Source organism: Gordonia sp. CPCC 206044 (genome assembly GCF_048537895.1).
GTDB lineage: Bacteria > Actinomycetota > Actinomycetes > Mycobacteriales > Mycobacteriaceae > Gordonia.
In genome coordinates this window covers 159,729-174,674 of sequence record NZ_JBCLVL010000008.1, presented here as the reverse complement: position 1 = coordinate 174,674, position 14,946 = coordinate 159,729, and the positions used below count along the sequence as shown (strand labels likewise).

General features: G+C 64.4%; 11 protein-coding genes. 1 reads left to right on the top strand and 10 read right to left on the bottom strand.

Going from position 1 to position 14,946, the window contains the following annotated elements; all coding sequences use genetic code 11:
- From AAFP35_RS14860 to AAFP35_RS14845, 4 genes are all read right to left on the bottom strand, one after another.
- Nucleotides 1-1,527, bottom strand: a complete 1,527-nt coding sequence (locus AAFP35_RS14860) for an aldehyde dehydrogenase family protein (RefSeq protein ID WP_419222400.1) — start codon at nucleotides 1,525-1,527, stop codon at nucleotides 1-3.
- Between the two features lie 14 nt (nucleotides 1,528-1,541).
- A complete protein-coding gene (locus AAFP35_RS14855; protein ID WP_419222399.1) occupies nucleotides 1,542-2,351 on the bottom strand; it encodes an NAD(P)-dependent oxidoreductase in 810 nt (269 codons plus the stop codon).
- Nucleotides 2,352-2,532: 181 nt separating this feature from the next.
- Nucleotides 2,533-3,381 carry a mycofactocin-coupled SDR family oxidoreductase gene (locus AAFP35_RS14850; protein ID WP_419222398.1) on the bottom strand — a complete coding sequence of 283 codons (849 nt, stop codon included), beginning with the start codon at nucleotides 3,379-3,381 and terminating at the stop codon, nucleotides 2,533-2,535.
- Between the two features lie 51 nt (nucleotides 3,382-3,432).
- A complete protein-coding gene (locus tag AAFP35_RS14845) occupies nucleotides 3,433-4,977 on the bottom strand; it encodes an aldehyde dehydrogenase family protein (RefSeq protein ID WP_419222397.1) in 1,545 nt (514 codons plus the stop codon).
- 186 nt (nucleotides 4,978-5,163) lie between these two features.
- On the opposite strand from AAFP35_RS14845, the gene AAFP35_RS14840 reads away from it, so the two are divergent.
- Nucleotides 5,164-6,384 carry a CaiB/BaiF CoA transferase family protein gene (locus AAFP35_RS14840; RefSeq protein ID WP_419222396.1) on the top strand — a complete coding sequence of 407 codons (1,221 nt, stop codon included), beginning with the start codon at nucleotides 5,164-5,166 and terminating at the stop codon, nucleotides 6,382-6,384.
- A gap of 151 nt (nucleotides 6,385-6,535) precedes the next feature.
- Here AAFP35_RS14840 and AAFP35_RS14835 read toward each other — a convergent pair whose 3' ends face one another.
- The 6 genes from AAFP35_RS14835 to AAFP35_RS14810 form a co-directional block, all read right to left on the bottom strand.
- Nucleotides 6,536-7,789 carry an ABC transporter substrate-binding protein gene (locus AAFP35_RS14835; RefSeq protein WP_419222395.1) on the bottom strand — a complete coding sequence of 418 codons (1,254 nt, stop codon included), beginning with the start codon at nucleotides 7,787-7,789 and terminating at the stop codon, nucleotides 6,536-6,538.
- A 91-nt stretch (nucleotides 7,790-7,880) separates the two neighbouring features.
- Complete coding sequence (locus AAFP35_RS14830) at nucleotides 7,881-8,597, bottom strand: ABC transporter ATP-binding protein (protein ID WP_419222394.1); 717 nt, start codon at nucleotides 8,595-8,597, stop codon at nucleotides 7,881-7,883.
- On the bottom strand, nucleotides 8,594-11,410 hold the full coding sequence (locus AAFP35_RS14825; protein ID WP_419222393.1) for an ABC transporter permease subunit: 2,817 nt from the start codon (nucleotides 11,408-11,410) through the stop codon (nucleotides 8,594-8,596). Before AAFP35_RS14825 ends, AAFP35_RS14830 begins: the two co-directional genes overlap by 4 nt.
- A 329-nt stretch (nucleotides 11,411-11,739) precedes the next feature.
- On the bottom strand, nucleotides 11,740-12,933 hold the full coding sequence (locus AAFP35_RS14820) for an acyl-CoA dehydrogenase family protein (protein ID WP_419222392.1): 1,194 nt from the start codon (nucleotides 12,931-12,933) through the stop codon (nucleotides 11,740-11,742).
- Nucleotides 12,934-12,944: 11 nt separating this feature from the next.
- Nucleotides 12,945-14,030, bottom strand: coding sequence for an acyl-CoA dehydrogenase family protein (locus AAFP35_RS14815; protein WP_419222391.1), 1,086 nt, complete (start codon nucleotides 14,028-14,030; stop codon nucleotides 12,945-12,947).
- Nucleotides 14,031-14,083: 53 nt separating this feature from the next.
- Nucleotides 14,084-14,926 (bottom strand): amidohydrolase family protein, encoded by an 843-nt coding sequence (locus AAFP35_RS14810; RefSeq protein WP_419222390.1) that lies wholly within the window; start codon nucleotides 14,924-14,926, stop codon nucleotides 14,084-14,086.
- Nucleotides 14,927-14,946 lie beyond the last annotated feature (20 nt).

Genomic DNA, 14,946 nt, shown 5'->3' with positions numbered 1-14,946 from the left:
TCAGAGGTCGGCATTCGATGGACTGGACAGGCGAGGGTCACCGCCGAGACGACGACGAGCGCGGCGGCGCGCGATCCGAATCGTGAGATCGGCGAACTGCTGTATCCCACGGCCGAAGGGGGCAACCGCGCTCGACGTCGTCACCGACAACGGCAGATCGGAACCGACGGCGGTCCGATGATGGCTGAACGTGTCGAACCCTGCCTTACCGTGGTAGGCCCCCATGCCGCTGTTACCCACACCACCGAAAGGTGCTCCCGCCGGCAGCATCTGCAGCCCGAACTCGTTACGGGCGACGCCGCCGCTACGAGTGTTGCGCACGTAGTTGCGGAAATCGTCACGATCCGGCCCGAACCAGTAGGTGACCAGCGGTGACGGCCGAGCGTTCACATAGTCGACGACCTCCGCGAGGTCGGAATACGTCCGCACCACCAACACCGGTCCGAAGATCTCTTCATGTGCGATCTTCATCCGGTCGTCGACACCACGCACGATGGTCGGCGCGATCTTTCTGCTCGTCGGGTCCGGGAGAGTCTCCCCGTGCGGGACCACGGATTCGATGATTGCACCCTGGCGCCGGGCGTCGTCGATCAACTCGATGACCCGCTGATAGTTGGCGTCATTCACGCTGGCCGGGTACTCGGGGTCGGACACGATCGACGGGAATGCGTTTGCCAGCGTTTTCTTCGCGGTGTCCACAAAGCGGTCGACCTGATGCTGCGGAACGAAGACATAGTCCGGGCAGACACACACCTGACCACCATTGACCATACGTCCCAACACAGTTCGTGACGCGGCACGACGGATGTCGGCCTGGGGCGAGACGACCACCGGATTCTTCCCTCCGAGTTCGAGGGTGACCGGGACCAGATTCTCCGCAGCGGCTCGCTGCACCAACTTCCCCACGCCCGGGGATCCGGTGAAGAACAGGTGGTCGAAGGGCAGTGACGAGAAGTCGGCGGCCACGCCGGTATCTCCGGTCACGACGACGAGTTCCCTCGGGTCGAAGTATTGTGCGGCCAGTGACTTCATCAGGTCTGCGGTCGCAGCCGTGACCTCCGACATCTTGATCATCACGCGGTTCCCGGCCGCGAAGGCCGCTGCGGCCGGAACGATGACCAGGTGTACCGGGAAGTTCCACGGGCCGATGATGCCGACCACGCCGAGCGGCGACGGCACGACCTCCGCACGGATACCCACGGCCCGCCCGGCGCGCAGAAGTCTGGTCTCGCGCATCCACTTGGGAATGTTCGCGCGGGTGTGCTCGATCTGCGAGATCGAGCCGACGATCTCGGTGGATACCGTACCCAGCCTCGATTTGCTGCCGAAATCGCGGACCAGCGCATCCACGAGGGCGTCCGAATTGTCGACCATCAGAGCCACCAGGCGGTCGATACGATTGCGCCTCGTCGCGGCATCAGGCGGACCACCGGCCACGAATGACCGCTGTTGCGATTCCAGGAGTGCGAGGAGTTCGTCGCGCGGCGATACCGCCGACGTGTCGATGGCCCTGTCCAGGGTGCTCATGATGTCGGCGTCATTCACGACAACTCGAGCGGACCTGCGTCGACCACCGACCGGAGCCAACCCAGGTCGATGCCGGCTTCCTCCGCGGCCACCACGCACGCCGAGACGTCCTTGCGCAGGAACGGAGCGGCGACCTCGGTGAAGCGCGCGACGTCACCGAGGGATTTCACCGATGCCAGAGCGTAGCTGCGACCACTCGACAATGCGATCGCCGACAGCAGCTGCTCGCTGCCGATACCGAGTCGATTCCCGAGTTCCACTGCTGCGGCGGTCAGTTGGGCGTTGGCCGCGAACAGGATGTTGTTGACCAGCTTGAGGTTGAGCGCGCTGCCGAGCCCGCCGGTTCGGATGATCGGCTTCGCATACGCCGCCAGTACCGGTTCGGCCCGGTCCACCGCCGCCTCGTTTCCACCGACGAGCACCGTGATCTCGCCCGCCGCAATGTCCTTGGCCGATCCGCTGACGGGCGCGTCGATGATCTCTGGGCCGTCGGGGAACTCGGCAACGAGCTTCTCCAACGTACTGACGTTGCCGGTGACGTGGGAGACCACGACACTTGTCGATCGCGCGTTGGTCAGATACCCGTCCGGGCCACCGGCGAGATCGACCAACTGTGCATCGGAGAAGAGGCACAGGATCAGGATGTCGGCACGCGCAGCGGCGTCGGCGACCGAATCCGCCAGGCTCGCTCCCGCTTCCGCCAATCGCTCACGCACCTCGGGGCGACGCGCATACAGCACGACCTCATGGCCTGCGTCGACCAACCGACGGACCATCGGCTCACCCATCTGCCCTGCACCGATGAATCCAATGACTTCTGACACCGCCGCCACCTCGCTTCTCTTGAGTCCTAACCGACCGCTCGGCCGGGTCGCCGGCCCATTCCCCGACGAATGGGCCGGCGACCTGTCCGGCCACACAACGCCCGTCATTGCCCGGAACTATACCGTAAGCCTTACAGTAACAGTTCTCCGCGTATCCGTCGCCGGATCGCAGGGCGCGGGATCACCCCTTCCAGGGCACCGACTTCACGTAGCCGCCCGCATCGATGCGCAGTTGGGTACCGGTGATGTAGCGAGCGGAGTCACTCGCCAGGAAGACCACCGCGTCGGACACGTCCTTGGGCTCGATGTAGGGAACCCGCATGGCCTGCATGGCCGGGAAGGCGACCTCGGCGTCCTCACGCGTCGGGTGTTCGAGGTCGGGGCGGAACACCTTGTACATCCCCTCGTTGTGCAACATGTCGGTGTTCACGTTGGTCGGGTGTACTGCGTTGATCCGAATGTTCTTCTTGGCCAACTGCACCGCGAGATCGTTGACGTAGCGGGCCACCATCTGCTTGGCCAGACTGTACGCGGACCCACCGGGTCCCTGATTGGTGGCACTACCGAGTTGCGCGGCCAGCGAACCGGTGGCGATGATCGACGCACCGTCACCGAGATGTGGCAGACTGCCCTGGATCACGTTGAACACGCCGGCCAGGTCGGTGTCGATGGTGTCCGACCATGATTGCAGGGTCTGACCTTCGCCCATCGGACAGATACCCGCATTTGCGACGACGATGTCGAGTCGGCCCAGCTTGTCGACCCCTTCAGCGATGGCATTCCACACCGCGCTGCGCTCACGGACGTCGGCCACCACCGAGTGCACGCGCACGCCCTCCTTCTCGATGAACCGTACGGTCTCCTCGAGGTCCTCCGGCCGTGCCAGCGGATAGGTGTTGCCGTCGAGATCCGCGCAGATGTCGAGTGCGATGATGCTCGCACCCTCCGCCGCGAGACCGAGCGCATGCGACCGTCCCTGTCCACGTGCGGCGCCCGATACGATCGCCACCTTGTTGTCGAGCTTTCCCATCTTGTGATGCCTTCCTGTCGTCACCCTGTGGTGTGAATCTGAACCGTTGCCTCAGCCGTCGGTCTTCGGTACACGACAGCCGATGGTCTTGGTCTCCAGGTATTGTTCGAACCCCTCGAGACCGCACTGCCGACCGACACCGCTGTTCTTGTAGCCGCCGAACGGCGCATCGGCTCCGTAGAACATTCCGCCGTTGACCCCCACGGATCCGGTCCGGATCCGGCGGGCCACGGACATGCCGCGTTCGGCGGAGGACGACGCGACCGCGCCCGCGAGACCGAACGCACTGTCGTTGGCGATCCGCACCGCATCGTCGTCGTCGGTGAACGGCAGCAAGATCACCACCGGACCGAAGATCTCCTGCTGTGCGATCGCCGCGCTGTTGTCAACGCCCGTGACCACCGTCGGTGCCACGAAATGGCCGTTGCGCAGGTGGTCCGGCAAATCCGCGTACTCGCCACCGCCAGTACGGAATTCCGCTCCCTCTGCGCGCGCGCGATCGAGTACGTCGAGCACCCGCTTCTTCTGGGCCGCGCTGATCAACGGGCCCACGAAGGTCCCCGGCAGCGCGGGATCGCCGACGGGGATCGCGGTGTACGCCGCGGTCACGTTGGCCACGACCTCGTCGAAGAGCGACTGGTGAACCAATACGCGGCTGTTGACCGCGCAGGCCTGACCGGCATGAGCGCAGGAACCGACCGCACTCATCGCCACCTTGGCGGGATCTGCGTCGTCGAGGACGATGAGTGCCGACTTACCACCGAGTTCGAGGAAGGTCCTCTTCATCGTGGACGCACCCTCCCGCATGAGGTGACGTCCCACAGCGGTCGACCCGGTGAACGAGATCAGGTCGACCCGCGGATCAGTCGCGAGAATCCCTGCGACCTCGTTGTCCGGCGTGGTCACCACGTTGACGACGCCGGCGGGGAAATCGGTCTTCTCCGCGATCAGTCGGCCCAGCCGCGCTGCGTTCCATGGGGTGTTCGGGTCCGGCTTGAGTACCACGGTGTTGCCGGCGGCCAGTGCCGGACCGAGTTTGTTGAGGATCACCTCGATGGGATAGTTCGACGGGGTGATCGCCGCAACGACGCCGGCCGGCTCCTTGAACACGGTGCGCACGTTTCGCGGACCGAACAAACCGCCGCCGTCGAGCACCCGCTCCCATTCGAAGTCGTCGATGAGCGAGGCGGGATAACGCAGCGACTGGGCCAGCGGCCAGTCGAGCTGGGCATCGTTGGTGGACATCACCGGGCATCCGACCTCGGCGACGAGTTCTTCCCGCAGCTCTTCCTTCTCGGACTCGATGGCTGCCTGGAACTGCTCGAGGCAGCGCTTGCGGAGCGCCCGGTTCGTCGACCAGTCGGTGTCGTCGAAAGCTCGCCGCGCGGCCCCGATGGCCCGATCCATGTCCTGCACGCTCGCGGCCGCGGCCACACCCAGTATCAACCCGGTTGCCGGACTGAGATTCTCATAGGTCGCATCGCCCGTGGCGGATACCAGGGCGCCGTCGATGAGCAGCCTGGTCTCCGCTCGCGCGGCAGCTCGTCGGCCGAACTCAACGCTCGACGGTTCCGTACTCTCCACGACTTCGCTCACACCGTTCTCCTGATCTCCGAGAGCACTCGGTTCATTGCTGCCATCGCAAGCGATGACACGGGCCCGCACCGACCTCGGAACCAGACGTCGCTCGCGCCCGGAACCGCTCGACCGGATGACTAACTGTAATTCTTACAGTAATATCTCTCAATGCCGTAATGCCAATCTTTTCTGAAGGGAATCCGGATGTCCGATCTGCTCAACGGTGTCGTCGTCGTGGAACTGGCGTCATGGACGTATGTGCCCAGCGCGGGGGTCATACTCCGCGATTGGGGCGCCGACGTCATAAAGATCGAGGACACGAAGGGCGGCGATCCCTGCCGCTATCTCACCGTCGGCGGTCTCGACCCGGCGGATTCGCGGGTCAAGGCCAACTTCATGATGGAGATCGGAAACCACGGCAAACGCAGTATCGCCATGGACATCAAGACCCCGGAGGGGCTCGACATCCTCGGCAAGCTCATCGCCAAAGCCGATGTCTTCCTCACGAATTGGCTTCCGGGACAGCTCGATCGTGCCGGCCTGTCGATCGAGAAGATCCGCTCCTACAACCCGAAAGTAATCATCGCGCGGGGCAGCGGCCAGGGCCCCCTCGGCCCCGATCGGGACAAGGGCGGGTTCGACGGATCGTCCTACACTGCCCGGGCCGGCGTCGCGAATGCCCTGTCGCCGGCGAATGCCGAGTTCCCGTTCGCGCAGGGTCCCGCGTTCGGCGACCTGCAGGGCGGGAGCACCCTCGCCGGCGGGATCGCCGCCGCGCTCTTCGCACGTGAACGCACCGGGCGCACCTCGGTGGTCGACGGATCCCTGCTCGCGCAAGGTATGTGGGCGGTGGCGCCGGACATCTCGGCAGCCGACTACCACGGCATCGAACGCGTCCCTCCCTACGTGTTCGGCGACGCGCCCAATCCCGCGGTCAATCGGTACAAGACCCGCGACGGGCGATGGGTGCAGTTGCTGTTCCTTCAGGCCGACAGGTATTGGAAAGGTTTCTGCGAACGCATCGGGCGACCCGAACTCGGTGTCGACGAACGCTTCACCCCTCTGGCCAACCTGACGCGCAACAAGGACGAGGCCACAAAGGTCCTCCGCGAGATCTTCGCCGAGCGAGACCTCGCGGACTGGCAGAAAGTACTCGCCGACGAACCCGGGGTATGGGAGACGATCCAAACTCCCGAAGAGGTGCTCGACGACCCACAGGCCGTTGCCAACGGCTATCTGATGAGTGTTCCCGACACCGACGGAAACGTCTTCCGGACGGTCTCTGCGCCCATCCAGTTCGACGGGGCTCCGGCCACTCCGGCCCGTTCTCCGGAGCACGGCGAGCACACCGAAGAGATCCTGCAGGAGCTGGGCTTGGACTGGGATGCCATCATCGCCGCCAAGGTCTCGGGAGCCGTTCTCTGACATATGTTCCAACGCCAGGCGGGCTGGTACATCCGATGTCGGATGTACCAGCCCGCTTTCGTGTGCGCCCGGAGACCACCGACAGATGAGTCGACCTCGGTCCGATGTGACTCGGACCGAGGTCGAGGCTCAGATCAGAATGCCGGGGGTGTCAGGCACTGGGCATCTTGAACAGCGGAGCGAGATCGAGGGTCTCGGTGTTCGAGATCGTTCCGTCCTCTTTCAGTTCACCGGCCAACGCCGACGCCTGGCAGATGTTCGGTGCGATCGAGATAGGCTTCGTTCCGCACTGGAAGCTGGCATCGCCGTACAGCGGTGTCTTGACCGGTTCCGGCATGGCGTTGAGCCGAGCGGCGACGGTCTTACGGTTCACCTCACCGGGCATGCCGTCGAGGGCACGCTGGAACGCGAGCACCGACATGTAGGCGGACACGCCGTCTTCGGCACCCGTGGCGTCATACTTCTCGAGCGCCGCCTCGAAGATCTTGGTGTCCTCCGCTGCCGGATCCAGATCGTGGGAGACAGACATCGTGATCCCCGCGTAACCGCCCGGGAGCTGCTTGGCATCCTCCGGCGTACCGACACACTGGCTCACGGTGGTGACGGGCTTGTCCGCGTTCAGAGTCTGCATCGCCTTCAACGCGCTGGTGCAGAAGGGCACATCGCCGAGGATGTGGAACGCCCCGTCGCCATTCTTCAACGCTGCCTGAACCTGCGGGGTCATGTCGGCCGTACCCGGCGGAACCGTGATCAGATCCATCTGGGCGCCCGCGTTGCCGAAGACCAGCGGTCCGAGAGCCTTCAGTGGCCCGGTCGCGATCGGGGCGTCGATCGCCAGAATGGCGACTTTCTTGATGTCCTTCTTCTGGGCGTAGTACGCGGGGATGCCGAGGAGCCCGGCGATGCTGTTGCTCAGGACATGGGTGTTGGGCAGGCTGAGAGTGGGCTGGCCACCACCTGTGTTGACCAGGAAGCTCAGCCCCGCAGGTGAGGTCACGTTGGTGATGGCGTCCGGGTTGGACGGATCACCGGCAACCACGGCCACCGCGCCGGATGCCACGGCCTTGTTCGCACATTCACGCGCCAGGCTCACCTGGAGCTGGTCCTCACATACCTCGAGTTGAATCGGGTGGCCGTTGATGCCACCGCGGTACTCGTTGAGGTAGGACACCGCGGCGTTCGCGGCTTCGATCTCCTGCGTGTGCGTCGCCGCCTTCGGGCCGGCCGTCGGCAGGAGAATGGTGACCGGCGCTCCGGTCGCCTTGTTGGGTGTACCGAGCACCGACTCGTCAACCGAGCTCGAACCCGAATCGTTGTCGTCACTGGAACAGCCGGTGGCTGCGAGCGCAACTGCCACCGCGATACACGGCAGAGCAGCCCACCGTTTCCTCCACGAGGTCTTCACTACATGGTCTCCTGATCGTCGTCGAATCATCTGATTTGAAATCTTCAGCGCGCGAAGCGCTTCCGGGCACATGGGGACATGGAAGTCTCAGTCAGGCCGTGGCGTGCGCGATGTCACCTCCGAAGTAGGCCGCCTCGAGGCGGTCCGGATGTCGCCGCAGCTCCGCGGAGGATCCGCGCAGGGTGACATCCCCATGCACCAGGACAATTGCGTCGTCGGCCACTTCGAGGGCCAGCCGCACGTGCTGTTCCACGAGGACAACACTCGTGCCCGTCGTATCTGCGATCCGTCTGACCATGGGGAGCAGACTCTCCACGATCACCGGTGCGAGGCCCATGCTCATCTCGTCGATGAGGAGAACCGAGGGCTTCTGAACGAGAGCCCTTGCCACTGCCAGCATCTGCTGTTCACCTCCGGAGAGCGAACCCGCCGCCACCTTCCATCGCGCTTGTAACGCGGGAAAGAGATCGAGGATCTCGTCCAGCGACATACCACCCTTGCGCCGCGCAATCGTGAGATTGTCGGCGACGGTGAGGCCCGAGAAAAGTGCGCGGTTGTCCGGAACGAGCACCACTCCGGACTTGTTCGCCCGCGACGGATTTCCGTTCGGTAACGGCTTGTCGTCCACGAGTACCTCACCGCCGAGCCGCGGTAGAAGCCCGGCGAGCGTCATCATCAAGGTCGTCTTGCCCGCGCCGTTCGGTCCGAGCACGGCCAGCACCGACCCGTTCGACACATCGACGTCGAGACCTCGAACGACCGGAACCTTTCCATGGCCCGCCACCAGATCACGTATCTGAAGACTCACAGGACCGCTCCCTCGTGGTTGGCCGGGCGCACATTGTCATGTTGCTCGAACGTCGGTGGCGCATTCTCCGGTTGATCGTCGTGAGTTGTTCCCAGATAGGCCTTCGCAACATCTGCGTTCCTGCGGATCTCCTCGGGAGTTCCGGTCGCGAGGAGTTGGCCGAAGTTGAGGACCTGGATGACATCGCAGATGTTGAGTACGAGACCCATGTCGTGCTCGACGAGCAGAATCGTCACACCGGTGGCCCGAATAGCCTTGAGCCGCTCGCCGAGCCATGCACTTTCCGTGGTGTCGAGACCACCCGCCGGCTCATCGAGCAACAGCACCTTCGGGTTACCCGCGAGTGCGCGGGCGATCGAGACGAGCTGCCGCTGTCCCTGGGAGAGTTTGCCCGCCGGGACATCGCAGACTTCCGTGAGACCGAGCGTCGAAAAGATCTCGTCGAGGTCGTCCTCGTCCACATGCACCGATATGCCACGGCCGGACAGCCCGACGAGCACGTTCTCCCGAACACTGAGGTCCTCATAGAGCTCGATCGCCTGGAAGGTACGTCCGAGACCCGCTCGAATCCGCTTGTGTGAACGCAATCGGGTCAGATCGACGTCGCCGAGGCCGACCTCGCCGGATGATCGGGCGAAACCGCTGATGGCATCGATCGCGGTGGTCTTTCCGGCGCCGTTGGGACCGATGAGGCCGACGATGGCACCCTCGGGGACGTCGAAGCTGAGGTCATCCACCGCCACGACGCCGCCGTAGCGGACAGTGACGTGCCGCAGGCTCAGCACGGCCGATCCGAGCTCCACGTCAACGGTCTCATCGACAGTCCGTGGGGCCGGTGCGACCGCCGAGCCCATGGCCGTCGAACCCGTGGCCGCAGAGCCGGATCGTCGCGTGCGCATCCGCGCGGTCAGCGAATGTGCCGGCCCGACAATTCCTTCCGGATTGAACAGCACCGTGACGACCAACGCCACACCAACGATCACCTGATACCACTCACCACCGCTGATCAGCCGGTCGAGCAGGAGATAGAAGACACCGCCCGCGCCGAGCACACCACTGAGCAGCCCACCGGAGATGGACGTGACCCCGGCAAGGTAGACCGTCGCGAAGAACGTGACACCCACGATCACCTGGAAGGGCTGGAACGAGACGTTGGTCTGTTGGTAGGCGAACAGGCAACCACCGAGTCCGGCGATGAAGGCACCGATGGCGAACGCCACCAATTTGACGCGAACCACGTCCACGCCGGAAGCCGCCGCCGACCGCTCGTTGGCCCGGACCGCAAGCAGTCGCGTGCCCAACTGACTGCGGCGCAGCAGAGCGACACACGCCCCGACGGCGACGAGGACGAGCAAGCACAGGAGACCGAACTGCACGCGCGGGTACGCACCGCCGGACCCGATGCCCAGGTCCAGGCCGAAGATCGTCGGGGTGGGGACCTCGACGCCGTCGGCCCCCACGAACTGGTCGTTCCGGAACCAGATGGCCTCGATGGTGAAGGCCATCGTGAGAGTCACCACGGCAACCGTGAGCCCTCGTAGGCGTAGCGCCGGAATACCGATGACGACGCCGAGGACAGCCGCGATCAGCGCCGCAAGCAACGGAGCGATCGGAAACGGGATGCCCCAGGACAGCGTGATCGGTCCGACCAGGAATGCGGCCGCCCCGGCGATTGCCAGCTGCGCCAACGACACCTGACCCGCGTATCCGGTGACCACCACCTGCGAGAGGCCGATCACCGAGAGGATGAGACTGGTGATGATCGCCGACCGCCAGTCACCGCTGGTTGCCACCAATGCAACCACGACGAGAGCAGCCGGTATCAGACAGCTCAGGATGATGTGCCGAGGAAAGGGCGCATTACCGAGTTCGGAAACGATCACCGCCCCGCGCGAAGGCAACGGACGTGCCCACACGACCAGCACGAGCAACACGACGATGAGCGGAACCAACTCGACCAGGCCGGTGGAGGGCAGCCAGTCGTACACCCGCGGAAGGTAAGTGGCCTCCGACTGCAGCATGCCGATGACCAGCCCCGCACCGACCGCGACGAGGACCGAGGAGAACCGGCCGATGATCGCAGCGGCGAGTGCCGGCACGATGAACAAGGTGTAGGCGTACGGCGTGAGCGGGACGATCGGGGAGATCAGAATGCCCGCGAGGCCGGCGACAGCGGAACCGATCATCCAGTTCACTGCGGCGATACGGTCCGGTGAGAGACCGCTGACGTGGGCACCTTCCTCGCTCTCCGCCGTCGCGCGGGTCGCCAGCCCGAAACGGGTGAACCGGTACCCGGCGGCCACCACAAGGGAGATGACGACGACGGTGAGTGCAAAGTACAGCCGGTCCAGCGGCACCCGAACTGATCCGAGTTCGAGCACGTCCACCGGGAAGATCGCGTCCACACCGATCGCGACCGTGCCGGCCTGCGCCGCGGTCACCGCAGCGAAGACGATCATCACGCCGATGGACGCCACGGCACGTGCGACCGGTGGCGCGTTGCGCAAGGGCCGGAAGACGATCAGATAGAGGAGAGCACCCAGCACCGCGCAGAAGACCACGGCGATCGTCGCGGCAGCGAAGAATCCTGGGTCGCCACCGATCTCGACGGTCTTGGGCAAACCGGGGATCAGCAACAGCAGTTCGCCCTCGCGGAGGTAGGCATACATGTACGCGCCGCACAGGGCCATCGAGCCCGTCGCGAAGTTCACGACACCCGAACTGCGATAGATGATGACGAGAGCCAGCGCCAACGCGGCGAACACCCCGCCGGCGCCCAGCCCCAGCAACAGGAACTGAATGTGATCGGTCACTGCGGACAACCCTTCGTACGCACAAATATTCGGAGAGTCCCGCAAACCGCCGAAGCCTCGCCCGACCGGGCAGAGTCGCATTCATCCGATTCCGTTGTGACCTGGGGCCCTCGGCCGAGCTAGCGTGACGGCGATCACGCTATCACAACTGTAGGCGTAATAGTTAGCCTTTCAGTAACGATCTTCGCGTTCCTTCCGACGGAGGCACTGACTGTCGTTAGCCCAGCTCACGGCATGTGGTCCAGACACGACTCTGCCGCCGATGCGCGGACGATCTCGCGTCGCATCGGCGGCAGTCGAACAGCCGTATCAGTTGTCTCGGTAGCCCGTCAACTCGCCTTGGAACGAGTTTGTGCGTAGCTGGCTCGGCCCAGGCCGAGGGCATGCTGAGCGATCATGTTACGGAACACCTCGAGTGTGCCGCCGTAGATGCCGCACAGCGGTGCCCATCGGAACAGGTACTCACTTGCCCCGTCGTCGATCGCACCCGGTGTCTCGATCGGCAACACCGACGACGCGCTGAGGACATCCATCAATTCCGGAGCGACATCGCGCATCGCCTGCGCGAGGGCCACCCTGCCGTACATGTTGGGCGTGCTCAACGCCGCCTCCACGCGAGCCACGCTGCGTCCGAGACGATAAGACACCGAGCCGCCATCGACCGGTCGCCTGCCGGCTGCGTCGGGCACCGACAGGAGTCCGGCCACCTTGTCGAGTGTGGTCGCCATGTAGGAACCCTGGTGCTGCAGGATCGATACGTCCTCCAGTCCGTCGGTATTCGGTGTGGCCACACCGTGTTCGGTGTCCAGGGGACCGCGGAGAACAGTCCACCCCTCGTTGACTTCGCCGAGCCGGTACTCGTCGGCGATGCGGACATCGCTGTAGTACACGATGTTCGTCCGATCACCATCGACCGTCCACAACGGCTGGATCTCGATCCCCGAGGTGTCCAACGGCACGAGAAACATGGTGAGACTCTTGTGCTTCTTCGCCTGCGGATCGGTGTTGGTGATCAAGAAGGTGTACTGGGAGTTGTGGGCGCCGGTGGTGAACATCTTGGAGCCGTTGATGACCCAGTAATCGCCGTCACGCACAGCGCGCGTCTTGCAGGTCGCCACATCCGAGCCGCCCTCGGGCTCGGTGTATCCCAGGCACAATCGCACATGACCGCTGAAGACCTTGGGCAGCACTTCGTCCCGAAGCGCCGGCGATCCGAACTTCTCGACAGATCGTGCAACGATCGACGTGGTTCCCCACGTCACCCAGGGCACATGGACACGGCGCTTCTCCAACTCCCACAACCGCCTGCGGACACGGTCGAAGCCACCCTCCGCTTCAGAGCGGTACTCTCGCTCGAGGTAGCCCGCCGCCCCCATCGCGAGGTGAACCGTCTCGTCGAAATTGTCGCCGGTCTCCCGATCGCGCCGACGGACGTCGTCGGTGACGTGCAGGTCGAGGAAGCCCCGGATCTCGTCGAGGAACTCCTGCTCCTCGCCGGTGAGGTCGACTCGTGAAAAATCCATCTCGTCCCCCTTCAGACCGCGGCCGGCACGGCAACCGGTGACGCGACATCGGCCCTGCGCGCAACCGTGTGTGCGACGCGCTGGGCCGTGGCCGCCGGATCACCGCCGGCGAGAGGCCATCCTCGGGCACGAACGAGATATGACGTCGCGGCGGCCTCTGTGGAGACGCCGAGTCCACCCTGCACATGCACGGCCATCGTCGCCGCCTTGGATGCCTCTTCAGACATGAACACGAAGGCAGCGCCGGCCAGTTCCGGTCGCACCTCGGGTTCGACATCGAGATACCAGGCCGCTTTGCGCGCCAGTGCACGACCGCCTTCCACGGTGATCGCGATGTTGGCCAACGGGTGCGAGATACCCTGGAGGGACGAGATCGGAACCCCATAGGTGTACCGGCTGGTCGCGAACTCGGCGGCGATTCGCATCGTCTGCTCGACGAGTCCGACGAGCGCCGATGCCGTGAGCAGACGCCACTCGTCAAGCGCGCGTTGATATTCCGAGGTAGACGCGGATCCACTTCCCAGAACCGTACGAGTCGAGGCAGTTGCGGGATCGACCCACGCCATCGGCAGCCGCCCGAGGTTGTCGACCTTCGCGGGCGCCGCGTCGTAGGTCAGCAAGACGACATCGTCGCCCTCGCGAACCACGATCTGATCCGCGACAGCGCCGGTCGCGACGAGACGAGGCCCGGCAACGTTGTCGATCTGTGGGTCCAGGCCGACGATCTGTGCGCCCGACAGGATCGCGTCCGAGTGCGGGTTGTCCGCGGAGAGTGCGCCGAGCCGGGCGAGAAGTCGCGACGCCACGACGTGATCGATCCACGGCACGGGCGCGAGCCACCGACCGATCTCTTCGGCGACGAGGGTCAGGTCGACCAACGTCGCGCCGTCCCCGCCGACTTCCTCTGGTAACGCCATGGTGCTGGCACCGGTGGCGCACAGGCGCTCCCACAGCGACCTGTCGATCCCGTTCTCCTCGGCTGCGCGGACGACGTCGATGGTCGAGTAGGTCTGGAAGAACTTCGCGTACGCGGTCTGCAGATCCGACTGATCAGCCGAAAGACTGTAGTCTTCCCTTCGCAATTCGTATCGATCCATGTCAATGCTCCTGTTCGGTGTGGTCCGGTCGTTCGACCGGACCGTGGTCGACGTCATTCACCGGCATCGCCCCGTTCCGCGAAGAAGAAATCCTGGGCGTTGTCGAAGAGGTAGTTGTCGAGGACATCCGACGGCAGGTCCAACGCCTCGGCCTCGGGAATGAGTCTGCGTTGGGACAGCACCGGCCAGTCCGACCCGAAGATGATCTTCTTGGGTCCCCGAGTGCGCATGTAGTGCAAGAGACTCTCGGGCAGGCGCTTTGGCGACCACGCAGAGGTCATCAGGCGCAGATTCGGATACTTGATGAGCAGCCGGATCGCCACGTCCCACCACGGATCGGCGCCATGGATCATGCAGAGTTTCAGCTCGGGGAACCGCACACAGACGCGGTCGAGGTGGATGGGATTCTGCACTTCACCGGGGATGGGCGGTCCGGGAATACCGGTGTTGACACACAGGGGCAGTTCGAGTTCGGCGCACTTGGCGTACATCGGGTAGTAGACCGCATCGCTCGGCGGATACTGGCCATCACCCCAGAAGCTCGGGCCGACGGCGGCGTACGACACCGGCAGGTCAGCGACCACGGCACCGAGTTCACGCAGCGCGGCCACCGGTCGCAACAGATTGGCGCCACCCATCGCGAGAGAGAACCGGTCGGGCCGCGCTTCGACGAACTTGCGGGCGGTGACCGAGGGAGTGGACAGATTGTCCATGAGAATCGCCTTCTCCACGCCCTGCTCATCCATCTCGTCGAGCAGTTCCGACATGTCGGCCGCGTCGAACATGGACTTGGCACCCTTGAAATAGTTGTCCCGCACAGCCAGCATCCAACCGGGCTGCTTCTCGGTCTCACCGAAGTGGACGTTGACGAGACAATCGATCACCTTGCGCGACATGAATACTCCGAATCTTCCCG